Below are 24,785 nucleotides of genomic sequence, written 5' to 3'. Positions count from 1 at the left end.
AACATGAAAATCAAGCATATCCGAACGCGTGTTTTCGAGTGGAAAGGCAAAGTCGTGCCGCCGCAAGCGCATTTCTGCACGAACGCGGTCGATATTCTGTACGAGCGTGGCGATGCGATGGGGTCGTTCCGCTTTCACGGCTGGCTCGTCGTCGAAGTCGAATGCGACGACGGCACCGTGGGCATCGGCAATTGCGCGCTCGCGCCGCGCATCGCGAAGCAGATCATCGACGAATACCTCGCGCCGATCGCGATCGGCGAAGACCCGTTCGACAACGAATACATCTGGCAGAAGATGTATCGCCGCACGCTCGCGTGGGGCCGCAAAGGCATCGGCATGGCGGCGATCTCCGCGATCGATATCGCGCTGTGGGACATCATGGGCAAGGCCGTGAAAAAGCCGGTGTTCAAGCTGCTCGGCGGGCGCACGAAAGAAAAGATCTGGTGCTATGCATCGAAGCTTTACAACAACGATGATCGCGACGCTTTCCTCGGCGAAGCGGAGAGCTATCTGGACAGCGGCTTCACCGCGATGAAGATGCGCTTCGGCTACGGTCCGAAAGACGGCCCGAAAGGCATGGCGAAGAACATCGAACAGGTGCGTCTGTTGCGTGAACTGGTCGGCGACGAAGTCGACATCATGCTCGAATGCTATATGGGCTGGACGCTCGAATACGCGCGCAGAATGCTGCCGCGCCTCGCCGAATTCAATCCACGCTGGATCGAGGAGCCGGTGATCGGCGACGACGTCGAAGGCTATCAGGAGTTGAAGAAGATGAACCTGATGCCGGTGTCGGGTGGCGAGCATGAGTTCACGAGCTATGGCTTCAAGGATCTGCTCGAACGCCGCGCGATCGACGTGATCCAGTACGACACGAATCGCGTGGGCGGGATCACGGCGGCGCGCAAGATCAACGCGATGGCCGAAGCGTGGTCGGTGCCGGTGATTCCGCATGCGGGACAGATGCACAACTATCATCTGACGATGTCGAGCACCGCGAGCCCGATGTCGGAGTTCTTCCCGGTGTTCGATGTCGAAGTTGGCAACGAATTGTTCTACTACATCTTCGAAGGCGAGCCGCAGCCGGAAAATGGCTATCTGCAACTGTCGGACGACGTGCCGGGTCTTGGCATCAAGTTGAGCGACAAGTATCTTGCCGACTTCAACATCGTCGAATGAGTGGACCGATCCGAGGAAAGCACATGAAGCCACGCATCGCAGTCCTTCTTGGCGACCCGGCCGGTATCGGTCCCGAGCTGATCGCGCGTCTGTTCGCGCAGCGGGCGAACCGCGCGCGCGCGGAGCTGCTGATCATCGGCGACCGGCGCGAGCTCGAAACCGGCATGAAGATCGCGCAGCAGCGCTTCGATTACGACGTGGTCGAAGATGCGCATGCCGCGTTTCAACGCGACGGTGTGCCGTCGCTGATCGATTTCCGTCTGCCCGGCGATCAAGCTTTCGAGCGTGCGGTGGCGACCGAACACGGCGGCCGCTATAGTCTCGCCGCGTTCAGGCACGCGCTCGCGCTGACGCAAAGCAACGTCACCCAAGGCATGCTGTTCGCGCCGGTCAACAAGACCTCGCTGCATCTGGCCGGCATGGAAACCGGCGACGAGATGGAGTGGTTCGCGAAGCAGCTCGGCTACACGGGCAGCTTCTGCGAGTTCAACGTGCTCGACGAGCTATGGACTTCGCGCGTGACCTCGCATATGGCGTTGAAGGACGTCAGCGCGAAGCTGTCGGAGGAGCGCATCGTCGGCGCGGTGCGGCTGATTCATGAAGGCCTGAAGCGAGCCGGCCATCCGCAGCCGCGTATCGCGGTATGCGGTTTCAATCCGCACAACGGCGACAACGGCGCGTTCGGCCGCGAGGAGATCGACGTGATCGCGCCGGCCGTCGAGGCCGCGCGCAAGCTCGGCTACGACGCGCAGGGACCGTTTCCCGCCGACACGATCTTCGTGCGCGCGCGCGACCAGAAGGCCTTCGACGGCGTCGTCACGATGTACCACGATCAAGGCCAGATCGCGATGAAGCTGATGGGTTTCTGGCGCGGCGTGACCGTGCACGGCGGCTTGCCGGTTCCGATCGCGACGCCCGCGCACGGCACCGCGTTCGACATCCACGGCCAGGGCAAGGCCGACGTCGGCGCGACGCAGAAGGCGTTCGACATCGTCACGCGGATGGCGACCGAGCGCGTGAACTAACGCGTCAGCGTTTCCTGCGCGGTCCGGTCGAGGCGCGCACCACGAGCTCGGGCGGTGGCCCGAGCACCATCGACGGCTGCCGCTCCGGCGTCTGGATCAAACGGATCAGGCTCTTGATCGACAACTCCGCGACAGCCGCGGTTTGAATCGCGACCGTGGTCAGCGCCGGATGCACCTGATGCGCGAGCTGAATGTCGGTGATGCCGATCACCGACACGTCGTCGGGCACCGAGCGGCCGAGCGTGATCAACGCCTGGATCGCGCCGATCGCGAGCAGGTCGTTGGTCGCGAAGATCGCGCTCAGTTGCGGGCGGTTCGCCATCAGTTCCATGCAGGCGGCGAAGCCGGCGTCGATCGAGTCGCGAATCTGCAGCACGGCGGCCGCATCGGCTTCGATGCCGGCCATGCGCATCGCGGCGCGAAAGCCGTTCGAGCGCGCGTCCTGCAAACCGCCGCAGCCGTCGCCGATCAGCAAGCCGATCTCGCGATGGCCGAGTCCGAGCAGATGCCCCGCGGCCAGCTCGCCGGCACGCGCGAAGTCGACTGCGATGCACGGTAGCTCGGGCGGCGACTCGGGGTGCTCCCACATGGCGAGCAGAATCGGCGCGCTATGCGTCGCAGACGCGCACAGGTCGTTGATCGTGATGTCCGTGTTCATCACGAGCACGCCGTCGGCGAGCGTGCCGGCAATCTGGTTCAGATATGCGCGGCCGATTTCGGCATCGTCGTCGGTATTGCAGACCATCAGGAAGTGGCCGGTCTTGCGCGCCGCGCGCTCGGCGGCGAGCACGAACTCCGGGTAAAACGGGTTCGAGATGTTCGACAGCATGAGCGCGAGCGTCGACGAACGGCCTTCGGCGAGCGCGCGCGCATTCAGGTTCGGCCGGTAGCCGAGTTCGGCGATCGCCTGCAGCACGCGCTCAGCCGTTTCAGGGCGGACTTTCTCGCGATTGCGCAGCACGTTGGAGACCGTGGCGGCGGTAACCTGCGCGCGTTTCGCGACTTCGGACAACGTGACCATGTCGGGTTATCCCATATTTAGGGAGGTCAATTCAAATGTTGCAAACGGCCTGCGACATTGCTAACTTTCTCAAAAACGTAACGGAGACACCCACCATGACTTTATCCGTCGAACTCGAATTTAAGCGATTAAATGCCGCCGGCACAAGCCCGGGGCGTTTTATTTCGGCCAAAATTTAAGCGGTTAAATGAAGGCGGAGACAGCATGGCGACGATTCGTTTGAGCGATGTGCAAAAGGCCTACGGCGACCATCCGCCGGTGATCCGGCGCGTGAATCTCGAGATCGCGCAGCATGAATTCTGCGTGTTTCTCGGCCCCTCGGGCTGCGGCAAGTCGACCTTATTACGGATGATCGCCGGTCTCGAAGACCTCAGCGAAGGCGAGCTGCATATCGGCGGCCGCCTCGTCAACGACGTGCCGGCCGCCGAGCGCGGCGTCGCGATGGTGTTCCAAAGCTACGCGCTATTTCCGCATATGACCGTGTTCGACAACATGGCGTTCGGATTGAAGCTCGCGAAGCAGCCGAAGGACGTGATCGAGCGCAAGGTGCGCGAAGCCGCGCGGATTCTGCAACTGGAAAGCTTGCTCGAACGACATCCGAAAGCGCTGTCGGGCGGCCAGAGGCAGCGCGTCGCGATCGGCCGCGCGATCGTGCGCGAGCCGGGCGTGTTTCTGTTCGACGAGCCGCTATCGAATCTCGATGCCGCGCTGCGCGGCCAGACGCGCGTCGAGATCGCGCGTCTGCATCAGCGCTTCGCGAATGCGAGCGTCGTGTACGTCACGCACGATCAGGTCGAAGCGATGACGCTTGCCGATCGCATCGTGCTGCTGCATGCGGGCGCGGATGCCGAGCGCTTCGGCAGCATCGCGCAGAGCGGTGCGCCACTCGAGCTGTATCACCACCCGAAGTCGCGCTTCGTCGCGGGCTTTATCGGCTCGCCGCGTATGAACTTCGTCGATGCGACCGTCGAGTCGATCGAACCGGGGCGTGTGACGGTGGCGCTCGTGGCCGGCGCGGAAAAGCTGCTCGCGCACGTCGACGGTAAACGGCTGCAACGCGGCCAGCGCGTCACGCTCGGCGTGCGCCCCGAGCATCTGCGGCTCGATGGCGACGAACAGTTCATTCAGTGCGCGACCGTGCTATCGGAACGGCTCGGCGAGCACAGCTATATCCACGCGGACCACGCGGGAGGCACGCTGATCGCGAAGGCGCCCGGCGATACGCCGCTCGGCGCGGGCGAGCGCATCCGCGTCCATGTTCCGCCCGCTGCCTGTCATCTGTTCGACGAACAGGGACTCGCGCTGCGGCGTAGCACGTTCGAGCCGGAACGCGCGGCCGCCTGAACGATCGTCGACGGCGGACCTGCTTCAACGGTTCGTCAGACTGAATTCCGCCATAGAGCGGGTTACATCGCCGGCCACGCTGCGTAGCCGGTCAACAAGGTAGACAAGGAGACATAGATGATTGCTCTTCGCCTTCGCCGTTTCGCACAGGTGTCGATCGCCGCCGCCGTGATGGCCGGCGCGCTCGGCAGCGCCGCGGTCGACGCGGCCACGCTGAACGTCAACGTATCGGCGCGCGGTAATCAGCGCTCGACCTGGCAGGATGCGTTCGACCAGTTCAAGAAAGCCAATCCCGACATCGACCTGAAAATCACCTACGTGACCGAGGAAGCCTACAAGGTGCAGATGGGCGGCTGGCTCGCCACCGATCCACCCGACGTCGTCTCGTGGCACGACGGCGAGCGGATGGCCTATTACGCGCAACGTGGTCTGCTCGAAGATCTGAGCTCGGACTGGGCGAAGAACGGCTGGTCGCAGCAGTATGCGTCGGTCAAGGACGCGTCGACGTACAAGGGCAAGCAATATGCGGCACCGCTCGGCTATGACGCGTACGGCTTCTTCTATCGCAAGGATCTGTTCGAGAAGGCCGGCATCAGGAGCGAGCCGAAAACGTGGGACGAACTGCTCGACGCCAACAAGAAGCTGAAGGCGATCGGCGTCGCGCCGATCGCGGTGGCTGCTCGCGACAGCTGGACGCTGGCCGCCTGGTTCGACTATCTCGATCTGCGCATCAACGGCAACGAGTTCCATCAGAAGCTGATGGCCGGCGAAATTCCGTACACCGATCCGCGCGTGAAGAAGGTCTACACGACGTGGAAGACGCTGCTCGACAATCACGACTTTATCGATAATGCGCTGTCGTACGACGTCGATTCGATCGGCCCGATCCTCAACAACGGCAAAGCCGCGATGATGCTGATGGGCACGTTCTTCTCGGCGAGCTTCCCGCCGTCGATCAAGGACCAGATCGGCTTCTTCCGCTTTCCGGTGCTCGACGCGAACGTGCCGATGGCCGAGGACGGCCCCGTCAACGTGCTGCTGATTCCGGCGAAGGCCAAGAACAAGGCCGACGCGCGCAAGCTGCTCGCGTTCATGGAGACCCCGAAGATCAACGCCGAACTCGCGAAGGGCTGGGGACAGTTGCCGTCGAACAGCCAGGCGGCGCCGCCTGAGGACGCGATCTCGAAGGTCGGCTTCCAGACGCTCGCGAACACGAAGGGCGGCATCGCGCAGTTCTACGATCGCGATATGCAGAAGGAAATGGCCGACGAAGGCATGAAGGCCATGCAGCAGTTCTACAGCGATCCGTCGCAACTCGACAGCGTGCTCGCTCATCTCGAAGCGACGCGCAAGCGCATCTACCAGAAGTAAGTCCCGCCGCGCCGGCCGCTCGATCGCGGCCGGCTTCCGGGCCCCCATTCCGCCTTCGATTTCCGACGAGGCCGTTCCATGTCTCATACCGCAGCGCGCCGCCTGCCCGCGGCGCGGCACCGTCGCGTCTCGACGACGCGCCGTCATCAGCATCGCGCCGCGTTTTTCTTTCTGCTGCCGGGCTGCGCATTGTTCGCGCTGTGCGTGATCTATCCGATCATCAGCAGCATTTCGCTGAGCTTCTACCACTGGGACGGCATGACGCCGAAGACCTTCGCCGGTCTCGCCAATTACGTCGAGCTGTTCCAGTCCGATACGTTCTATACGGCGCTGAAGAACAACCTGATCTGGCTCGCGCTGTTTCTGCTCGCGCCGCCTCTCGGTCTGCTGTTCGCGCTGTATCTGAACCAGCAGGTGCGCGGCATGCGCGTCGTGAAGTCGCTGTTTTTCGCGCCGTTCGTGCTGTCGGGCGTCGTGGTCGGCCTCGTATTCAGCTGGTTCTACGATCCGACGTTCGGGCTGCTGCGGCTGATCGTCGGCCGTGGCATTCCGGTGCTCGGCGATCCGCATACGGTCACGCTCGGCATCATCTTCGCCGCGCTGTGGCCGCAGGCGCCGTTCTGCATGATTCTGTATCTGACCGGGCTCACCGGCATCAATCCCGAGGTGGTCGAGGCCGCGCGCATGGAAGGCGCGCAGGGGCTGCGACTGCTGTGGCACGTGATCCTGCCGCAATTGCGGCCCGCCACCTTCATGGCGGTGGTGCTGACCGTGATCGGCGCACTGCGCAGCTTCGATCTGATCGCGGTGATGAGTGGCGGCGGTCCGTTCGACAGTTCCACCGTGCTCGCCTATTTCATGTACGACCAGGCGATCAAGTACTACCGCGAAGGCTATTCCGCCGCGATTGCGGTCGTGCTGTTCGCGATCATGCTCGTCTATATCGTGTTCCATCTGCGCCGCATGTTGCGCGAGGAACGCTGATTCTCTGAACCTCAGGAGTACCCGGTCATGTATCCGCTTCCCGTCGAACGCTGGAAACCGCTGAATCGCATGCTTTACAAGGCCTCGCTGCCGCTGGCGCTGTTTATCTGGCTGCTGCCGATGCTCGCCGTGCTGCTGACCTCGATCCGCTCGACGGATGAATTGTCGCAAGGCGACTACTGGACGTGGCCGAAACACTTCGCGTTGCTCGAGAACTACGGCACCGCGCTCACGCAAACGCCGATGCTGCATTACTTCGCCAATAGCGTGCTGATCACGGTGCCGTCGGTGATCGGCGCGATCGTGCTCGCGTCGATGGCGGGCTTCGCATTGGCGACGTATCGCTTTCCGGGCAACACGGCCGTGCTGTTCGCGTTCGTCGCCGGCAATTTCGTGCCGATCCAGATCCTGATGATTCCAGTGCGCGACATGGCGCTGAAGTTCGGCCTGTTCAACACCGTGTGGGCGCTGGTGATCTTTCATGTGTCGTTTCAGACCGGCTTCTGCACCTTGTTTCTGCGCAACTTCATCAAGCAACTGCCGTTCGAGATGATCGAGGCCGCGCGCGTCGAAGGCGCGGGCGAGTGGACGATCTATCTGCGCATCGTGCTGCCGCTGATCCGCCCCGCGCTCGCCGCGCTCGCGATCCTCGTGTTCACGTTCGTGTGGAACGACTACTTCTGGGCGCTGTGCCTCACGCAAGGCGACGACGCCGCGCCGATCACGGTGGGCGTCGCCGCGCTGAAAGGGCAGTGGACGACCGCGTGGAACCTCGTCGCGGCGGGCTCGGTGCTGGCCGCGTTGCCCTCGGTGCTGATGTTCTTCGGCATGCAAAGGCACTTCGTCGCCGGACTGACCTTCGGGGCGAGCAAGGGATAAAGGGCGCTTGAAACACGATTGAAACGACGGCTCGACGTCAACTCACCACGAGACTTTCACATGCAACTTGGTGTCTGCTACTACCCGGAACAATGGCCGCGCGCGATGTGGGCCGACGACGCGCAACGTATGGTCGAACTCGGCATCACGCATGTGCGGATCGCTGAATTCGCGTGGAGCCGTATGGAGCCGCGCGCCGGCGAATTCGACTGGCAATGGCTCGACGAAGCGGTCGAAACGCTCGCGAAAGCGGGCCTGAAACTCGTGCTCGGCACGCCGACCGCTTCGCCGCCGAAGTGGCTCGTCGACGCCCACCCGGACGTGTTGCCGGTGCGCGCGGACGGCGCGCGCTGGAGTTTCGGCTCGCGGCGTCACTACGATATTTCGAGCGACACGTACCGGCGCGAATGCGTGCGCATCGTCACCGCGATGGCGATGCGCTATGGCCGGCATCCGTCGATCGTCGCATGGCAGACCGATAACGAACTCGGCTGCCACGACACGGTGCCGAGCTATTCGGCCGCGGCGTTGCAGCGCTTTCACGCGTGGCTGCAGCGGCGCTACGCAACGATCGGCGCGTTGAACGACGCGTGGGGCAACGTGTTCTGGAGCATGGAGTACCCGTCGTTCGACGCGATCGGGCTGCCGATGCTGACACCCACCGACGCCAATCCGATCCATCTGCTCGACTTCCGCCGCTTAATGTCCGACGAGGTGGCGAGCTTCCATCGCGAGCAGATCGAGGTGTTGCGCGAGCATGCGCCGAACGCGGATCTGCTGCACAACTTCATGGGCTTTTTCACGACCTTCGATCACTATCGCTTCGCCGCCGACAACGCGATCGACGTCGCCGCATGGGACAGCTATCCGATTGCGCGCACTGAGTCGATCGCGTTGCCGCAGGAGCAGAAGGCGCGCTTCGCGCGTACCGGACATCCCGACGTGTCCGCGTTCGATCACGACCGCTACCGGGGCATTGGCGGCGGGCGCTTCTGGGTGATGGAGCAGCAGGCCGGTCCGGTAAACTGGGCGTCGTGGAATCCGATTCCGGCGCCGGGCATGGTGCGGCTATGGGCGTACGAGGCGTTCGCGCATGGCGCCGAACTGGTGTCGTATTTCCGTTGGCGTCAGTGCCCGTATGCGCAGGAGCAGATGCATTCCGGGCTCAATCTGCCGAACGACGAACTGTCGCCGGGCGGTCTCGAGGTGCAACGGGCCGCGCGTGAGATCGCGGGCAGTACGGCGCTGTCGACGCTCGCCGCGCCCGCGCGCGCGGCCACCGCGCTGGTATTCGACTACGAGACGCAGTGGATGTTCGAAATCCAGCGTCACGGCAAGGGCTTCGACTACCAGACGCTCGCGTTCGACTACTACGAGTCGCTGCGCGAACTCGGGCTCGATGTCGATATCGTGTCGAGCCGGGCAGATCTTTCGCGCTACCAGCTAGTCGTGGTGCCGAGTCTCGCGGTGATCGACGCCGCGCTCGTCGAGCAGATCGCGCGTTCGAACGCGCAATGGGTGTTCGGCCCACGCAGCGGCTCGAAAACCGACGCGTTCGCGATTCCCGGCAATCTGCCGCCCGGCGCGTTGCAGCGCGCGCTGCCGATCCAGGTGCTCGAAGTCGAAACGCTGCGCTCGACGCTGGCGCCCGCGCTGTCGATCGACGGCACCGAGGGTTACGCGCTGCACTGGCGCGAGCATGTGCGCGCCAATGGCGAGACACGCATTGCCGCGCGCTTCGGCGATGCCTGGCCCGCGCTGCTGACGCACGGCAACGTGCGCTATGTGGCCGGCTGGCTGTCGCATGAACTGCATCGCACGCTGTTGCGGCAGGCGGCGCGCGATGCGGGCCTCGATACGCAGATACTCGCCGATGGACTGAGGCTGCGCCGCCGCGGCGGCTTGACCTTCGCATTCAATTTCGGCGCGCAACCGGTGCAGGCGCCAGCACCGCGCAATGCGACGTTCGTGCTCGGCGAGCCGCGCCTGAATACCGGCGACGTCTGCGCGTGGAAAGACGCGTGACGTGGTGTGGTTGTCACGTCACGGCACGAAGTCAACCGAGTGGATTCCGACGCCGAACGTCGGGTGGAAAGTCGGCGCCGGCGACCAGTGGGACAACAACACGCTGTTCGATTTCCACGGCAACGCACTGTCGTCGCTGGATGCGTTCCGGCGGCGCTAGCGCATCGCGGGTGACACGCCGGCATCACTGTGCCGGCGATGCCTGCCCCTTGTGCTGGTTCACACACTCCGACGTGATCGCCATGCTCGCCTGATCGGGCGTCATGTGTGGCGCGTCGGGGCTGTAGATCTTTTCGATGATCGCGTCGACGGCCGCGCGGTCGGACGGGTCTTTGTAGTAGTGGGCGGCCTGCTCGAGCGCCTGAGCTTTGGTCTTTTTGTGTGCGCGCCACGACGCGACCTGGCCGGCGATATCGCCGAGCGCGAAACATTGATCGCTGACGGTCTGCGCGACGGCCTGAGCGGCCGGCTGCGCGATGCACAGCGCGACGAGCGCGGATACGACTACGCGTTTCATTACTGGAGTCCTGACATGAGACGGCGGCGGCGCGGCAGCGGCGGTGATCGCCGCGCCTGGCCGCGCGCGGAAAAATTGTTGCGTAGTGTATCGGGAAGTAGGCCGGGGCGCTTTTCGCCGCCGTGGATCGCAATGCCGCAGGCGAACGGGCGTGACGTCGATGCATCACAGCGGCAGCGGCCGATCCTTTAGCCAGGTTGGCGCGGCGATGGTTCTGATTGCCGTGCTGCTGTGTGTCGAGCAACTGCTCGCGTTCAGGTAAGCGAGAGATTCCAGGCGTTCAGCGAAACAAAAAGCCGCCCTGCGATTCGCAGGGCGGCTTCTGGGTCACCACTCGGTCGAACCGTTACCGGTCCGCTAGCGCGCGCATTTCATTGCAGGCTCAATGGCCGAACGACTCCGTCTTCGACGCACCCGCTTCCGCCGCCTGCGGCCGTGCCGCCTGCTTGATCAGCAGCGCGACGCAAGAGAGCAGACCCGCCACCGCGATCGTCGCGAAGATGCCGCCGAACGAGAAGTGGCGGCGCGCCAGCTCGGCTACGAGGAACGAACCCGCAATGCCGCCGAAGCGGCCGACGCCAAGCATCCACGCGACGCCCGTGCCGCGGCCCACGGTCGGGTAGAACGCGGCGGCGAGCGCCGGCATCGACGATTGCGCGGTGTTCATCAGCACGCCGGCGATGAACACGATCAGCACGAGCGCGCCGACGTTGCCGGCCGCCTGACCGATGAAGTACACGCTGACGGCGGTCAGTGCATAGCACACCGCAATGACGCGGTTCGCGTTGAAGCGGTCCATCAGCACGCCGGCCAGTACCGCGCCGACGCCGCCGAGCGGGAACAGCGCGGAGATCAGCGTCGCGCGTTGCGGCGTGAGGCCGGCGTCCTTCAGCAGGATCGGCATCCAGTTGATCGATGCGTAGAAGATCACGAGGCCCATGAAGTACGCGACCCACAGCATCACCGAACCGACGATGTACGAGCGCGACAGCACGACGCCGAGCCCCTTGCCGCCGGTTTGCGGCGCGGTTTCGGTCATCGTGAAACCGGCGGCCTGCACCGCGTCGCCGGAAATGCGCGCGAGAGCGCCGCGAATCCGCTCGGCCGGCTTGTTATTCGCGACCATGTAGCGGACCGACTCCGGCATCTTCGCGAGCACCAGCAGCAACAGCAGCAGCGGCGTGACGCCGCCGAGGATCAGCACGCTGCGCCAGCCCAGATGCGGAATCATCCACGCGGCGAGGAAGCCGCCGAACGCGGCGCCGAGCGGGAAGCCGCAGAACATCAGGTTGATCATGGTGGCGCGGCGGTTGTCCGGGCAGTACTCGCCCATCATCGTGACCGCGTTCGGCATCGCGGCGCCGAGGCCGACGCCGGTGACGAAGCGCAGCACGGTCAGTTGGTCGATGCCGGTCGAAAACGCCGACGCGAGGCAGGCGACGCCGAACAGCAGCACCGAGCCGACCAGCATCGAGCGACGCCCGAGGCGGTCGGACAACGGACCCGAGCCGAGCGCGCCGCACGCGAGGCCGAACAGCGCGGCGCTCAGCACCGGCGCGAGCGCGGGCTTGCTGATACCCCATTCGGTGATCAGTGAAGGCGCGATGAAGCCGATCGCAGCAGTGTCAAAACCGTCCAGCAGGACGATGATGAAGCACATGAAAAAGATCAGCCACTGGAACGGCGAAAACGGATGCTCGTTGATGAAGGTTTGAACGTTCACAGCGGGGCTGCGGTTCATGATGGTCTCCTGGCAGCGAAAGGCCCGACACGACGAGCTATTCTTCTCTAAGACTGTACGCCGTCTGGCAACGGCGTACGATGCCTGCGGCGGGCCAACTGGCCGTTCATCGGCAATGAATCATCCCGGACGGATCGGTTTGACGGAATCGCGCCGGGCGAGGGAATTTGTTCGAATAAAGAACTGTGATTCTCTATGCGAACGCGCGCCACTGTAAGGAATGAATTCGATGCGGTCAACGGGGGAATACCCGAGCTTCGCAGTGGCGGACGTGCCCGCCGATGCGTGGCAGGCGGCGCGCTGCAATCGGGCCGCAGAAAGGACGAGGCGCGCCAAGCTCAACGCGCCAAAGCAACCGGCGAACGGCGTCGAGACATCTGCCCGTCAGGCCGTCACCCCGGGATTGGCCACCGTCCGCTCGATTCGCCCCAGCCGGACCACCGTCACACCGGGGCGTAATTGCCGCAGCGACGGCATCACGAGCATGCAGTTGTCGTAGGGGGTGCGCACCTCTTCGCCGTTCGACCAGCCGATCACGGCGCCCGCCTCGGCGAAAACTTCGAGGCCGGTGTACGCCGCGGCGAAGCTGAAGTCCATGCTGGTCGCGACGACCGGCTGTGTCACGCGCACGATGTTCTGCTCGGGCGGCAATGGCGCGAGCCATCCAGGCGGCAGATCCGCTTCGTCGATCACGCCGGCCAGCAGCAGGAAGCGCGCGGTCGTATCGCGCGCGACCGCCACCGCACGGCGCTCCCAATGCTGGCCGCATTCGATCAGCAGCGCGTTCTTCGGGCTCGCGGCATCGCCGAACCCTTCGTAGTCGCGCATGCGGCGGCCTTCGGGATGCCCTTCGTCGCAGATCACCGCGGCGGGCGTACCGAGCCGCACCGCGAGGTCGATGCCTTTTTGCAGCGGTCCCGCGACGATCAGCGGCTTGCACCGCTCGTGCATCGAATGCAGGTCGAGCAGCACGTCGACCGTATCGATCACCGGGCGCATCGCACGCGCGCGCTGCAGCTCGCTCGACCTGCGCGACGTGTCGTCGAGCACCGCCGCCGTCCACACGCGGTTGAAGTCCTGATCGACGAAGCGCGCGGCGTCCGGATTCGCCGGATCGAAGCGCCGGTACGCGGCGACGTTCGCGAACGACAGCGTGAGCTGTCCGCGTCGCGGCCGCAACGCGCGGCGCAGCAGCTCGTCGACGACGATCGCGCCGCACACTTCGTTGCCGTGCGTGAGCGCGTTGATCATCACGTGCGGGCCGGGCACGCCCGAATCGAACGTGTGGACGTATGCAACGCCCGACGACGATGGCTCGTGCGGCGCGATATCGGGGAATTCGACTTCGATCGGATAGGCTTCTCGGCTCATGGCGGCGTCCTCGGTGAATGGCATTGATAATCTTTTCGTAAGACGTTGTTATTCCTGGCACCTTCCGCAAAAGATAGTAAATGTTCTTCCGACATGTGCTTACCGTATCCCGCCACGTCGACAAAATCGTGAACGGATATCAATGACGTGCGGATGCGAGGCGCATCTTCAGCGTGCACGCCCGCGCATCGCCCAATACCGGTTGCCGAGAAAGCCCACGATCACGTAGACGGGAATGCCGCACAGTTGCGCGAGATAGGGCGCGTGCGTGAGATGCAACACCGAAACCATCGTCGCGAGATTGGCCAGGTACGAGATCAGCACGACGATCAGAAAGCGGATGGCGGTGTGCCGCGTGGCCTCCGTCCTGAACGTGAACCTGCTGTTGAGCGCGAAGCTCAGTCCCACACCCATCGCGTAGCCGACTATGTTCGCAACTACAGGAATCGCGCCCGCCGCTTGCACGATAAAGATGATTGCGGCCGAGATCACCGTATTGAGGCCGCCAACCAGAAGATACTTGATGAACTGGCGAAGAGGTTCGGTACGCGATGCTGTCGTGCGTAGACTGTTCATCGAATGGCCGCCTTCATGCGGCGCTCGCGTAGACGGCATATTGGGCGCCGAGCGGAACATGGCTCAGATATTTTTCGAGTGGACGCAGTTTGGCCAGCATGTGAGGAAAGAAAATCCGGAAGCGCACGACAACGTCGGAAAAGCCCGCATCGAGGCACGCCCGCTTCATGTTGCGCGCGGTGATCAGTTTGGCGTTCACATCGAACTCGCAGGTGTTGACCGCCCTGACGGTCAGCGGGTTCAGCGGACTATGCTCGAAGATGACGACCGTGCCCCGCGGACCCACGACGCGTTTCAGTTCGCCCAACAAATGAACATGCTCGGCGTGATCGATATGATGGAACACGCACATCGCATAGGCGAGATTGAATTCGCCCTGCTCGAAAGGCAGCGTGTGACCATCGAAGTGGACGAAGCGCGAGGAATCGGGAAAGCGGCTGTGCGCGACTTCCAGTGAACGCTCCGATACATCCGCGCACGTGAGCTGTGCGTCCGGCAAATAGCGCTTCACCCATGGAATCGACGTGCCCACGCCCGATCCGAAATCGAGCATGCGCGCGGGCAGCGCATCGCGTCGCGTCATCTCCTCGGCGATGTCGCGGATCTTGTACTCGGCGAAAAACTCCGGACCTTCTCCCGATGCCGCGATGTTACGGGCGTGCAGCGAAAGATACTCGTCAGCAAAGCTGTCGAACTCGGCCTTGTCCATGCTATTCATCCTTTCCGTGAACATCCGTTCCAAAGGCAATTGGAAAGCGATCTGGCGTGACGGTTCATGCATTCTCCATTGTCTCCACGACCCAATCATACGGGACCACGCGAACAATCGCATGGCCTTGCGCGTATCGGCATGCTGATGCAGACCAGTGCCAGTAAAAAGTGGTTGTTCGTATTCCGATGTGGTAATTCCGTTGCGGCTCTAATTCGACGTTTTTTCCGATGCCTTAGTACATTTCGGACAAAGAGGTCCCGTATGCTTGCCTGTGGTCGGCGATGCGTACTAATGTCCAACTAGGTTAAACGCCGGACTCTGTGCCGGACTCTGGGTCGAGCCAGCTTCAGAATGGGGAGTTGCCTATGACGACGATGAATCTCGTCGTACCGTGCTACAACGAAGAAGAGGTTATCACCGAGACAAGTAAGCGGCTGCTCGCACTTCTGGAGCGATTGATCGAGGCCGGCGAGGTGAGCAACGAAAGCCGCATCACTTTCATTGACGATGGTTCCCGCGACCGTACCTGGTCGATCATCGAAGTGCTGCACGCGCAGAATGCCCGCTGCGGCGGCATCAAACTCTCGCGCAATCGCGGTCATCAGAATGCGCTGCTCGCCGGTCTGATGACGGCTCAAGGCGATGTACTCGTGAGCCTCGACGCGGATCTTCAGGACGATATCGAAGCCATTCCACGCATGCTCGCGGAATATCAGTCGGGTGCGGAAATCGTCTTCGGCGTGCGTCACAAACGTACGACGACACATTCTTCAAGCGCTTCACCGCTCGCAACTACTACAAGTTGCTCCGGACGTTCGGCGTCGATATCCTGCCGGGCCACGCGGATTTTCGCCTGATGAGCCGCAAGACAGTGGAAGCGTTGCGTCAGTTTCAGGAGGTCAATCTTTTCCTGCGCGGCATCATTCCGCTGCTCGGGTTCAAGACTGCGATCGTCGAATACGAGCGCGCCGCGCGCTTTGCGGGCGAGAGCAAATACCCGCTCAGCAAAATGATCGTCCTCGCGCTGGACGGCATCACGTCGTTCTCCGCCGTTCCCTTGCAATGGAGTACGCGCATCGGCGCATTGCTGGCGATCGGCTCGCTGTGCTTCGGCGCATGGGCCGCCTATGCGCGCATCTTCACCAACCTCACGGTGCCCGGCTGGGCTTCGACGGTAATCCCAATGTACTTTCTCGGCGGTATCCAGTTGCTCTTCCTCGGTGTGATCGGCGGCTACATCTCGAAGACGTACGCCGAAACCAAGCACCGTCCCCGTTTCATCATTGAGCAAACGTTATGAATTTTCCCGTCGATCGTTCGGCGCCGGCGACCCCGGGCGCCGACGCGGTGTCCGCAGACGCGCTGTTTTCGCGCTCCGGCCGGCTCGCCACCATTCTTCCGCGCGTGCTTTTCATCGTCACCGTGCTGTATGGCGCAGCGTTGTTCTGGATCGCGCCGCGTCCGCCCTTGGTGGACTTGCCGCAACATGCGGGACAGGTGATGTTGCTGCGCGATCTGCTCGAGCATACGTCGCCGTGGCAAAACCTCCTGCAGCTCAATCTGCTGACGCCGTATCTCGTCGGCTACGGCCTCGCGCTGCCGCTCACGTATCTGATGCCGATCGGCGCCGCGCTCAATTGCGTGCTGATGCTCGCGTATTTCGCGTTCGTGGCGTCATGCGTGGGCTTTCGCAGGTATCTGGGCGGCGATCCACGGCTCGACTGGCTGTTCGTGCCGGGATTTTTCGGCTTCGCCTTCATGTGGGGCTTCTATACGTTTCTGGTCGCGACCCCGTTGGGCATTCTGTTCATGTGGCTCTCGCACGACTATGCGAAGGCGACTTCCGTCAGGAAGGGGGTATGGATGTTGGTTGCGGGCACGGCGCTGTTCTTCTGTCACGGGCTCGTGTTTCTGCTTGCGATGGCGGTAGGCGTCGGCTTCGTGCTGTTCAAACAGAAGACGTTCGTCCGCAAGATCCTCGCGCTCGCGCCGTTCGTGCCGCTCGGTGTGCTGTGCATCGCGTATATGGTGTGGAGCCGCGCGACCGATCCGCTGCTCGGGCAGACGGTGCCCGGCGTAGACGTATTCAAATGGGGCTTCGACTTGCAGCGGGTGCTCTCGCTGCCCGTCTACGTGTGGGGCATGAACAAAAGCGCGGCCGTGTATTTGCCGCTCGTCGCGCTGATGTTCGCCGCGCCGTGGCTATGGCGCAACAGGATCAATCCCGATCGCTCGGTCCTCGTGCCGATGCTCGCCGTGGCGTTCGTGTGGTTCGTCGTGCCGGGCATGGCGCTGAAGACTGCGTACCTGTATCACCGTTTCGCGCTATTTCTGTTGCCCGCGTATGCGTTGATGTTCTGCGCGCCGCAAACGTCGGCGAACGGCGCTCGCCGTGCGTCGTCCGGTTCGAACCGGGGTGCGCTGCCCGGCGTCGCCGTACAAGCGTTGATCATCGCCGGATGCTGGATCTTCTTTGCGGACCAGACGGTTCGTCTGCATCGTTTCGCCGTCGAGAACGCGCCGCTGGACGCGCTGCTGTCGCGGACCGAACCGGATCAACGCGCGCTAAGTCTGATATTCGATCGCGCGAGTCCCGCGTACAGGAGCCCGGCCGCGTACGAGCACCAGTCGCTGTGGTATCAGGCGGAGAAACACGGTTTCGTCGATCCGAACTTCGCGACTTACGTGCCGCAGATCGCGCGCTTCAGGCCGGGCATGATGCCTAGGCCCCGCTGACGCTCGAACACGATCCGGCGGGTTTCGAATGGAATAAGGACAATGGCCGTCTGTACCGCTATTTCTTCGTTCGCAAGGAGGGGCCGTTGCCGAAAGATTTCTTCGCCAATAGCGAATGCGATGTCGCCCTGGTGACGCACGAGGGCGAATGGTCGCTCTACGAGCGGCGCAACTGCCGATAACGGCGCATCCAGCATTGCGCCGTCATCCCTTCATGTCGAACGATCGGCGGCCAGGCATTCGCAGCGCGCTTTGATGGGCCTGGCGCGTCGTTCATATCAGGCGAGTTTTGCCGCGATCGCCTCGCCGACTTCGCTCGTGCTTGCCTTGCCGCCGAGGTCTCCGGTGTGCGGACCCTCGATCAGCGTCGCCTCGATCGCCTTCAGGATCGCGTCGTGCGCTTCGCGCTCCTTGCCGCTCGAATGACCGAGGAAGTCGAGCATCATCGCGGCCGACCAGATCATCGCGATCGGATTCGCGATGTGCTTGCCGGCGATATCGGGTGCCGAGCCGTGCACCGGCTCGAACAGCGACGGAAACTTGCGGTCCGGATTCAGGTTGCCCGACGGCGCGAGGCCGATCGTGCCCGTGCACGCGGGGCCGAGATCGGACAGGATGTCGCCGAACAGATTGGTCGCGACGACCACGTCGAAACGGTCCGGGTTCAGGACGAAACGCGCGCACAGGATGTCGATGTGCTGCTTGTCCCACGTGACGTCCGGATACTGCGCGGCGATGCCGGCCGCGCATTTGTCCCACCACGGCATGCTGATCGCGATGCCGTTGCTCTTCGTTGCGACGGTGATTTTCTTGCGCGCGCGGCGCTGCGCGAGATCGAACGCGAACTTCAGCACGCGCTCGCTGCCATGCCGCGTAAACACCGACTCCTGCAGCACGAACTCGCGCTCGGTGCCTTCGAACATCACGCCGCCCACCGACGAATACTCGCCCTCGGTGTTCTCGCGCACGATCCAGAAGTCGATGTCGCCGGCCTTGCGTCCCGCGAGCGGCGAGGGAACGCCCGCAAAGAGCCGTGCGGGCCGCAGATGGTGGTGGTTATTTTATTCGTGGTGCATTCGTTCATGCCGTGCCAGGCGCGGCGTGCCCCTCCTGCAAGGCTTAACCAGGGGTTTTTTGGGATGGTACCTTGATGCACAATCGGGCCTCCTTTATTGACTGTGAGGCACGATGACTTCACTTTCCCCGGGTTCTTATCATGAGGTCCGTGAAAGGCGGCACGGACATCTGTTCTCGGTCAGCCTTTACAGATCGTTCAACCTTCACATCAGGTCTCGCTGGCTGTTTGACGTGGATCGGTGGTTCCATTTTGCATGGCCGGCGAGCGTGCCGCGCGAGTCACACGACGACATTGTGCAGGGCATGGAGGAAGCGCGCGCAGCGTGGCTGCGATATAGCCCATCCATGCTGCTGTCGCACCAGCCATACGAGTTACGCGATATGCTCGGCCGGAGTGACAACCGCTTCCATATGTACAGAATGAAAGACGAAGAGGTTGCCAAAGCCCTGTACAAGGAAGTGAAGGACGGTAGCCTGATCTTCGTCCCTGAGCGGGACGAGATGCTCAAGTGCGTGCAGGCGATACGGGAGCAGCGGGAAAAGGCTTCCCGGACAGCGCCCGCACGCGCGCAACAACCGGCCGACGCGGACATGCTAAGTTCGCTCTATGGCAACAGCCCGCGCGCGCCGCAGAACCTCGGCAATGCTCAGGCGTTCAACTATCAGCCAGATGCCGTGGGTGACGATGTGCAGGACATTGCGGCGCGCGGAGTGAGCGATTTTCACGAGGCCGAATGCTTCGCGCAGTACGAACGGGACATAGACCTGTGCAACGCACTGGCTGGCCCAATGGGCGGTACACGCGGCATCGCGCTATGCAAAACGCAGGCATTCCAGAACTATCAACAGTGCAGAGGATATTGATGGCTACTCATCCGCCGTATTCCGTGGTTCTAACCTATACAGAGGACCGTCAACGGCTCACGGTGCAAACCGTTGACCCCACCAGGCTTGTTCCGTTGCTGGCCGGGAAAATTGAAATGCCGATCCTTCTCGATGAGTACGATTTCAAACTCGACGACGAATTTGCGCGGAGGCTCGGCGTCGCAATACTCAACGTGATTGCGCTCGGTCAGCCTGACATCAAGCAGTACATGTCGGTTACGCAAGAGCCGATCGACAAGCCTTCACAGACGTAGCTCGCCGCCCGCGCACTTATGCGCTGTGCGTGCAACGGGCATTCGGGAATTATCAAACCTACTGTTGCGCGTCCGGCCCGCGCAGGGCCGCGAGCGCTTCAGGAAGTCGCGCGAGCGCGTCCGCTAGCGAACGTGCGCCGCCGAGTGGGAGAATGCCGGCAAAGCTGTCGTCGTCCACCAGCAGCCCGTCGAACTGCCCAGTGCTGTCGCGATAGACGATCACGTCTGCCCGCTGCCAGCCCGTCCTTGCGAGTACCGCCGCCACGACTGCTCCGGCCGCGGTGGTGTCGCTGCGGCAACCGGGCGCGCGTGCAAGGACAACGCTTTCCGGTTGTATAACCAATGTCGAGGATACTGAACTATGGTCCCGTCAAAATCATTCGTCGTCTCGTATAACGAAGAGCTGCAACAGTTTGAAATGTATTCACTCAAGGATTCCGACTTGGCCGCTCTACGCGAAAACGCCGTTGTCGCGCCTTGGCGTCTTTCAGCGATTCCGGGCGGCAAATTAGGTGAAAACATCGCGAAGCGTCTCGGCGCTATGGCGCTTGGCGTTCTCTCGATATATCACCCTGAAGTGCAGCAACGTTTGCGCGTGGAGCCGGATCAGTTTCCGTTTCCGTAGGCCGTACCGCGTCAGCGAAGTCGGATCCACCAGTCAAGGGTCCGTATGATGATCGGGTCGCCAGCAGCAGAGTCGATGGTTGCCTGTTTCCCCTGGTACCCCTGTTGCATTACTGTTACTGCCTCTATTGAGGCGGTTTTTATGGGCGCTATTACAAAAGCCCCGCGTGCCACAGAATCTCAGCAATGCGCAGCCGTTCGACTATCAGCGCGGCATGCCGGATGACGACGGTATGCGGTTTGTTTGGGCGACGGCCCAAAATTTACTGCATAGCGCTTCAAGCAGGGCAAGCGATGGTAAATTTCCGCTCGCGTTACGGGCAGTGAGCAAGTTGTCCGTAGCGCTCGCCTATGCAATTGTTTTCGAGGAGATGACATGGCAGCAAGGCAGTCTCTTTCGCATACCACTCGACGGATCGGAATACACGAGAAGCGCTGGACCCTGCAAATCGGGGGGATATGGAAGGAGTCGCGCAGCACATGTCGCTCAATATCATGGTGACCCCACGCGATCGGCGGGGGCGCCCGATTGGCTCGCCCCGCAGAAGCCGGGGACTGGCGAATCGGCGGATAGGGGAATCGGCGCCTTTCAGGAAGCAGCGACCGTGATGCTCAAACCACTGTGCCCGGCGCTGATCATTTACCTGATTGCGACCCCTGCTCTGCCACCGGGATCACGGCCACCCCGTCATCATTCAACGGAAAATGGACCGTCACCGAGGTGGTCGGATACAGCGATGTTTCGGGCGGAATACCTGAGGCAAAACGACTGCTCGGCAAGGTGCTGAGCATATCGACTGGGCAGATCGAATTCGCAGGCGAGCGCTGTCGTCCGCACGGCGGTTTCAACGTCCGCACCGTCAATACCGCGCCGAAGCTCAAGGACTATTACGGTATCAACCTCGAAGATACGGGCTTGCCGCCGAAGACCCTACTGCTGGACAGCGACAATTGCGCGGCCGTATTCCGCATGGATGCGCATCGCGTCGTATTCGGTTGGAACGGCGTGATCGTGCGGGCAGTGAAACCGTAACCCTCTCTACCGCCCCGCATTCAGCTTGCGCCACAGCGTCGTCTTGCTGATGCCCAACGCGGCGCAAGCCGCATCGCGATCACCGTCGTGAACCGCGAGCACCGCGCGGATTTCATCGGCCTCGACATGACGGCTGCGCTCGCGCAGCGTCAGCGCCGCCGGCTTCGCGCGCGCGATGGGCTCGACGACTTCCGGCGCGATCGCGCGCAGCATGTCGCGCGTGACGAGCGCCGCACTCGCATCCGTGTCCGCATCGCCATCGGCGAGTTCAACCGCGATCCGCTCGATCACGTTCTGCAACTCGCGCACATTGCCCGGCCACGCATAGCGCCGCAACGCCGCGCCCAAACCCTCCAGCATGCGAGCGGCGGTCGGCGCGTCGGGCACGCGCGCCGCCAGCCTCGGCTCGCGCGCGGCCGCCTGGCGCAACAGTTCGGCGGCGAGCGGCAGCAGGTCGTTCGGCCGCTCGCGCAGCGGCGGTAGCGCGATGCTGAGGATGTTGAGCCGGTAGTACAGATCGGTACGGAAACTGCCCTCTGTGACGGCGTCGGTCAGCGCGCGATGCGTCGCCGCGACGATGCGGATATCGACGCGCATCGGCTCCGTCGATCCGAGCCGCACCACCTCGCGCTCCTGCAACACGCGCAACAGGCGGCTCTGCAACGGCAACGGCATTTCGCCGATCTCGTCAAGAAACAGCGTGCCGCGATGCGCGACCTCGATCAGCCCCGCCTTGCCGCCCTTGCGCGCGCCGGTGAACGCGCCTTCCTCGTAGCCGAACAGCTCGCTTTCGAGCAGCGCCTCCGGAAACGCGCCGCAATTGATCGCGACGAACGCGAAGTCGCGTCGCGCGCTCAGTTGATGCATGCTCTGCGCGACCATTTCCTTGCCGGTGCCGCTTTCGCCGAGAATCAGCACGGTCGCGTCCGACCTCGCATAACGCACGACGAGCGCGCGCACCCGTTCGATCGATTCCGACGCGCCGACGATATCGTCGAGCCGGTAGCGCGCGGTGAACTGCTGCACGCGTTGACGCGCGCGCAGCGTCCGATCGAGCCGTTCGACCGCGCGCGATTCCTGAAACGTCAGTACGGTGCCCGGCGCCGCGCCGCTGCTTGCGAGCGGCCCGCGATGCACGACATAGCTGGCGCCGCGCACCGTGCAGAAGCTGTCGCCCTCCGCGTCCGGCAGACTGCCCGCGAGGTCGGGCGCGAGTTCGAGCAGCGCGCGGCCGACGGCCTTCGCGGCATCGATACCGAGCACGCTCGCGAGCCGCTGGTTCATCAGTTCGACGCGGCCTTGCGCATCGAGCGCGACCACGCCGTCGCGCAGGTGCTGCAGCAGCGTGTCGAGCCGCTGACGTCGCACGGTTTCGCGGCGCGTCGCCTGCGCGACTTCGAGCGCGGTGTCGAAACCGGCCCGCACCGACGCGCGCGAGTAAAGAAACACCGCGCCCATGCCGGCGTTCGCAGCGAGATCGGTGACCATGCCTGGGCCGACCACGACGTCGATGCCACGATCGCTGAGATCGAGCACGACGCTCTCTGCGTCCTGCGCCGACTGATACGACGCGAACGTGACATCGAGCGCGTACGCGGCGGTGAAACGGCGCACTTCGTCGGGCGTGTCGCCGTGCGTGACGAGCGCGACGCGCGGGCCTTCCCGACGCGCGCGGGCGAGCGCATGCATGACGTCGTAGCCGGTCGGACTGATCCGCACGACCGGCACCGACACGCGCGTCTTCAGATACGCGCCGTTCGAGCCGCCCGCGAGCACGACGTCGGGCCGCGCGGCGCCCGCGGCCTCGATTTCGCGCACCGCGTCTTCGAAGGCGTGCGACACGATGCGAACATCCGCGCGTTCCACGTATTCGCCGGCGATGTCGAAGAACAGATCGCGCAGGCGGCTAATGCTGAGCGCCCAGACGCGCGGACGCTGCGGCGGTTCATAAAGAGGCGTGCTCAAGGCGGACGGCTCGCAACGGGATGGTTCGGGACCTCCATTATGCGAGCATTCATTGCCGATTTGAAATCCGGAGTTTCATTAATGAAATCGAGCGTCGGACGGGGTCGCGTCATTGCTTCGCCGGACTGCCGCCAAATCAGGCACTTAGCTGGCCGTGAGCGGGCTGGCCCGTTCCTTGCGTACAAGGCAGCCCAGTCGAAGCAATGGCCAAATTCCAACCCTTTCTGGAGACAATCGATGAGCGAAGCAGACAACAGCACGCCGAACGCAGGCGCTTTCAAACCGAAAAAATCCGTCGCGCTGTCGGGCGTGACCGCGGGCAACACCGCGCTGTGCACGGTCGGCAAGACCGGCAACGATCTGCACTATCGCGGCTATGACATTCTCGACATCGCCGAGGCGTGCGAATTCGAGGAGATCGCTTATCTGCTGGTCCACGGCAAGCTGCCGACGCAGGCCGAACTGACCGCGTACAAGACGAAGCTGAAGTCGATGCGCGGCCTGCCCGCCAACGTGAAAGCCGCGCTCGAATGGATTCCGGCCGCCGCGCATCCGATGGACGTGATGCGCACCGGCGTGTCGGTGCTCGGCACCGTGCTGCCGGAGAAAGACGATCACAACCTGCCCGGCGCGCGCGATATCGCCGACAAGCTGATGGCCTCGCTCGGCTCGATGCTGCTGTACTGGTATCACTACTCGCACAACGGCAAGCGCATCGAGGTCGAAACCGACGACGATTCGATCGGCGGGCATTTCCTGCATCTGCTGCATGGCGTCGAGCCGTCGAAGGCGTGGGTCGATGCGATGCACGTGTCGCTGAACCTGTACGCGGAGCACGAGTTCAACGCGTCGACGTTCACCGGCCGCGTGATCGCGGGCACGGGCTCGGACATGTACTCGGCGGTCACCGGCGCGATCGGCGCGCTGCGCGGCCCGAAACACGGCGGCGCCAATGAAGCCGCGTTCGAAATCCAGTCGCGCTACCAGACGCCTGACGAAGCCGAAGCCGACATCCGCCGCCGCGTCGAGAACAAGGAAGTCGTGATCGGCTTTGGCCATCCGGTGTACACGATCTCGGACCCGCGCAACAAGATCATCAAGGAAGTCGCGAAGAAGCTGTCGAAGGAAGCGGGCAACACGAAACTGTTCTCGATCGCCGAACGGCTCGAATCGGTGATGTGGGACGCGAAGAAGATGTTCCCGAACCTCGACTGGTTCAGCGCGGTGTCGTATCACATGATGGGCGTGCCGACCGCGATGTTCACGCCGCTGTTCGTGATCTCGCGTACGGCAGGATGGAGCGCGCACATCATCGAGCAGCGCGTCGACAACAAGATCATCCGTCCGAGCGCGAATTACACCGGTCCGGACGATCTGCCGTTCGTGCCGCTGGCGAAGCGCGTTTGACGCGCGCAGCGAGCTAAACTGCCTGCACTGTCCAACCGGCCGCGCGCGAGAAGCGCCGC

23 protein-coding genes and 2 pseudogenes are annotated in these 24,785 nt (G+C 63.1%); 16 read left to right on the top strand and 9 right to left on the bottom strand.

The window, feature by feature from the left end:
• The first annotated feature begins 3 nt into the window (after positions 1 to 3).
• Entirely contained in the window at positions 4 to 1,179 is a 1,176-nt protein-coding gene (locus OKW35_RS45865; protein WP_090809205.1) for an L-rhamnonate dehydratase, read from the top strand.
• Between the two features lie 23 nt (positions 1,180 to 1,202).
• Entirely contained in the window at positions 1,203 to 2,204 is a 1,002-nt protein-coding gene (locus tag OKW35_RS45860; protein WP_429555520.1) for a 4-hydroxythreonine-4-phosphate dehydrogenase PdxA, read from the top strand.
• Between the two features lie 4 nt (positions 2,205 to 2,208).
• Here the strand turns inward: OKW35_RS45860 and OKW35_RS45855 are convergent, their stop codons facing one another.
• On the bottom strand, positions 2,209 to 3,225 hold the full coding sequence (locus OKW35_RS45855; RefSeq protein WP_090809209.1) for a LacI family DNA-binding transcriptional regulator: 1,017 nt from the start codon (positions 3,223 to 3,225) through the stop codon (positions 2,209 to 2,211).
• A 204-nt stretch (positions 3,226 to 3,429) separates the two neighbouring features.
• Between OKW35_RS45855 and OKW35_RS45850 the strand changes: the two genes are divergently transcribed.
• From OKW35_RS45850 to OKW35_RS45825, 6 genes and pseudogenes are all read left to right on the top strand, one after another.
• Positions 3,430 to 4,569: an ABC transporter ATP-binding protein gene (locus OKW35_RS45850; RefSeq protein ID WP_429493497.1), complete on the top strand. Its 1,140-nt coding sequence runs from the start codon at positions 3,430 to 3,432 to the stop codon at positions 4,567 to 4,569.
• Between the two features lie 171 nt (positions 4,570 to 4,740).
• Complete coding sequence (locus tag OKW35_RS45845) at positions 4,741 to 5,940, top strand: ABC transporter substrate-binding protein (RefSeq protein WP_429493983.1); 1,200 nt, start codon at positions 4,741 to 4,743, stop codon at positions 5,938 to 5,940.
• 78 nt (positions 5,941 to 6,018) lie between these two features.
• On the top strand, positions 6,019 to 6,924 hold the full coding sequence (locus OKW35_RS45840; RefSeq protein WP_429493498.1) for a carbohydrate ABC transporter permease: 906 nt from the start codon (positions 6,019 to 6,021) through the stop codon (positions 6,922 to 6,924).
• A gap of 27 nt (positions 6,925 to 6,951) precedes the next feature.
• A complete protein-coding gene (locus OKW35_RS45835) occupies positions 6,952 to 7,803 on the top strand; it encodes a carbohydrate ABC transporter permease (protein WP_184055836.1) in 852 nt (283 codons plus the stop codon).
• A gap of 60 nt (positions 7,804 to 7,863) precedes the next feature.
• On the top strand, positions 7,864 to 9,828 hold the full coding sequence (locus OKW35_RS45830; protein WP_429555519.1) for a beta-galactosidase: 1,965 nt from the start codon (positions 7,864 to 7,866) through the stop codon (positions 9,826 to 9,828).
• A gap of 37 nt (positions 9,829 to 9,865) precedes the next feature.
• A pseudogene (locus OKW35_RS45825) lies at positions 9,866 to 9,988 on the top strand (glycosyl hydrolase 53 family protein); the annotation flags it as partial.
• A gap of 24 nt (positions 9,989 to 10,012) precedes the next feature.
• Here OKW35_RS45825 and OKW35_RS45820 read toward each other — a convergent pair.
• From OKW35_RS45820 to OKW35_RS45800, 5 genes are all read right to left on the bottom strand, one after another.
• Complete coding sequence (locus OKW35_RS45820; protein ID WP_184039654.1) at positions 10,013 to 10,345, bottom strand: hypothetical protein; 333 nt, start codon at positions 10,343 to 10,345, stop codon at positions 10,013 to 10,015.
• Between the two features lie 382 nt (positions 10,346 to 10,727).
• Positions 10,728 to 12,086, bottom strand: coding sequence for an MFS transporter (locus OKW35_RS45815; RefSeq protein WP_429555518.1), 1,359 nt, complete (start codon positions 12,084 to 12,086; stop codon positions 10,728 to 10,730).
• Positions 12,087 to 12,470: 384 nt separating this feature from the next.
• Positions 12,471 to 13,457 carry a M14 family metallopeptidase gene (locus tag OKW35_RS45810; RefSeq protein WP_429555517.1) on the bottom strand — a complete coding sequence of 329 codons (987 nt, stop codon included), beginning with the start codon at positions 13,455 to 13,457 and terminating at the stop codon, positions 12,471 to 12,473.
• 168 nt (positions 13,458 to 13,625) lie between these two features.
• Positions 13,626 to 14,033, bottom strand: a complete 408-nt coding sequence (locus OKW35_RS45805) for a GtrA family protein (RefSeq protein ID WP_184039660.1) — start codon at positions 14,031 to 14,033, stop codon at positions 13,626 to 13,628.
• Between the two features lie 13 nt (positions 14,034 to 14,046).
• Positions 14,047 to 14,742 carry a class I SAM-dependent methyltransferase gene (locus OKW35_RS45800; RefSeq protein WP_429555516.1) on the bottom strand — a complete coding sequence of 232 codons (696 nt, stop codon included), beginning with the start codon at positions 14,740 to 14,742 and terminating at the stop codon, positions 14,047 to 14,049.
• Positions 14,743 to 15,110: 368 nt separating this feature from the next.
• Here OKW35_RS45800 and OKW35_RS45795 point away from each other — a divergent pair, with 368 nt between their 5' ends.
• The 3 genes from OKW35_RS45795 to OKW35_RS45785 are packed head-to-tail and all read left to right on the top strand — an operon-like array spanning position 15,111 to position 17,481.
• Positions 15,111 to 15,602 (top strand): glycosyltransferase family 2 protein, encoded by a 492-nt coding sequence (locus tag OKW35_RS45795; RefSeq protein WP_429404365.1) that lies wholly within the window; start codon positions 15,111 to 15,113, stop codon positions 15,600 to 15,602.
• Positions 15,602 to 16,045 carry a hypothetical protein gene (locus OKW35_RS45790; RefSeq protein WP_429510036.1) on the top strand — a complete coding sequence of 148 codons (444 nt, stop codon included), beginning with the start codon at positions 15,602 to 15,604 and terminating at the stop codon, positions 16,043 to 16,045. Before OKW35_RS45795 ends, OKW35_RS45790 begins: the two co-directional genes overlap by 1 nt.
• Positions 16,042 to 17,481, top strand: coding sequence for a hypothetical protein (locus tag OKW35_RS45785; protein WP_429555515.1), 1,440 nt, complete (start codon positions 16,042 to 16,044; stop codon positions 17,479 to 17,481). Before OKW35_RS45790 ends, OKW35_RS45785 begins: the two co-directional genes overlap by 4 nt.
• Positions 17,482 to 17,759: 278 nt before the next feature.
• Here the strand turns inward: OKW35_RS45785 and OKW35_RS45780 are convergent.
• Positions 17,760 to 18,530 (bottom strand): annotated as a pseudogene (locus OKW35_RS45780) (isocitrate/isopropylmalate dehydrogenase family protein); the annotation flags it as partial.
• Between the two features lie 139 nt (positions 18,531 to 18,669).
• Here OKW35_RS45780 and OKW35_RS45775 point away from each other — a divergent pair.
• Positions 18,670 to 19,422 (top strand): hypothetical protein, encoded by a 753-nt coding sequence (locus OKW35_RS45775; protein ID WP_429555514.1) that lies wholly within the window; start codon positions 18,670 to 18,672, stop codon positions 19,420 to 19,422.
• Entirely contained in the window at positions 19,422 to 19,697 is a 276-nt protein-coding gene (locus OKW35_RS45770) for a hypothetical protein (protein ID WP_429555513.1), read from the top strand. The genes OKW35_RS45775 and OKW35_RS45770 overlap by 1 nt, the downstream gene beginning before the upstream one ends.
• Positions 19,698 to 19,755: 58 nt before the next feature.
• On the opposite strand, the gene OKW35_RS45765 is transcribed toward OKW35_RS45770, so the two are convergent.
• On the bottom strand, positions 19,756 to 19,962 hold the full coding sequence (locus tag OKW35_RS45765) for a hypothetical protein (RefSeq protein WP_429403576.1): 207 nt from the start codon (positions 19,960 to 19,962) through the stop codon (positions 19,756 to 19,758).
• A gap of 96 nt (positions 19,963 to 20,058) precedes the next feature.
• Between OKW35_RS45765 and OKW35_RS45760 the strand changes: the two genes are divergently transcribed.
• Both OKW35_RS45760 and OKW35_RS45755 read left to right on the top strand, forming a co-directional pair.
• Positions 20,059 to 20,322: a hypothetical protein gene (locus OKW35_RS45760; RefSeq protein ID WP_090809231.1), complete on the top strand. Its 264-nt coding sequence runs from the start codon at positions 20,059 to 20,061 to the stop codon at positions 20,320 to 20,322.
• A 621-nt stretch (positions 20,323 to 20,943) separates the two neighbouring features.
• Positions 20,944 to 21,354: a hypothetical protein gene (locus OKW35_RS45755; RefSeq protein WP_429555512.1), complete on the top strand. Its 411-nt coding sequence runs from the start codon at positions 20,944 to 20,946 to the stop codon at positions 21,352 to 21,354.
• A gap of 6 nt (positions 21,355 to 21,360) precedes the next feature.
• Here the strand turns inward: OKW35_RS45755 and prpR are convergent, their stop codons facing one another.
• A complete protein-coding gene (gene prpR / locus OKW35_RS45750) occupies positions 21,361 to 23,319 on the bottom strand; it encodes a propionate catabolism operon regulatory protein PrpR (protein ID WP_429555511.1) in 1,959 nt (652 codons plus the stop codon).
• Positions 23,320 to 23,556: 237 nt separating this feature from the next.
• On the opposite strand from prpR, the gene prpC reads away from it, so the two are divergent.
• Positions 23,557 to 24,726 (top strand): bifunctional 2-methylcitrate synthase/citrate synthase, encoded by a 1,170-nt coding sequence (gene prpC / locus OKW35_RS45745; RefSeq protein WP_090809234.1) that lies wholly within the window; start codon positions 23,557 to 23,559, stop codon positions 24,724 to 24,726.
• The last annotated feature ends 59 nt before the right edge of the window (positions 24,727 to 24,785 follow it).

Source organism: Paraburkholderia sp. MM5477-R1 (assembly GCF_050436385.1).
GTDB classification, from domain to species: Bacteria; Pseudomonadota; Gammaproteobacteria; order Burkholderiales; family Burkholderiaceae; genus Paraburkholderia; species Paraburkholderia tuberum.
The sequence above is the reverse complement of the archived record's forward strand: the minus strand, read 5'-3'. Positions and strand labels throughout refer to the sequence as shown.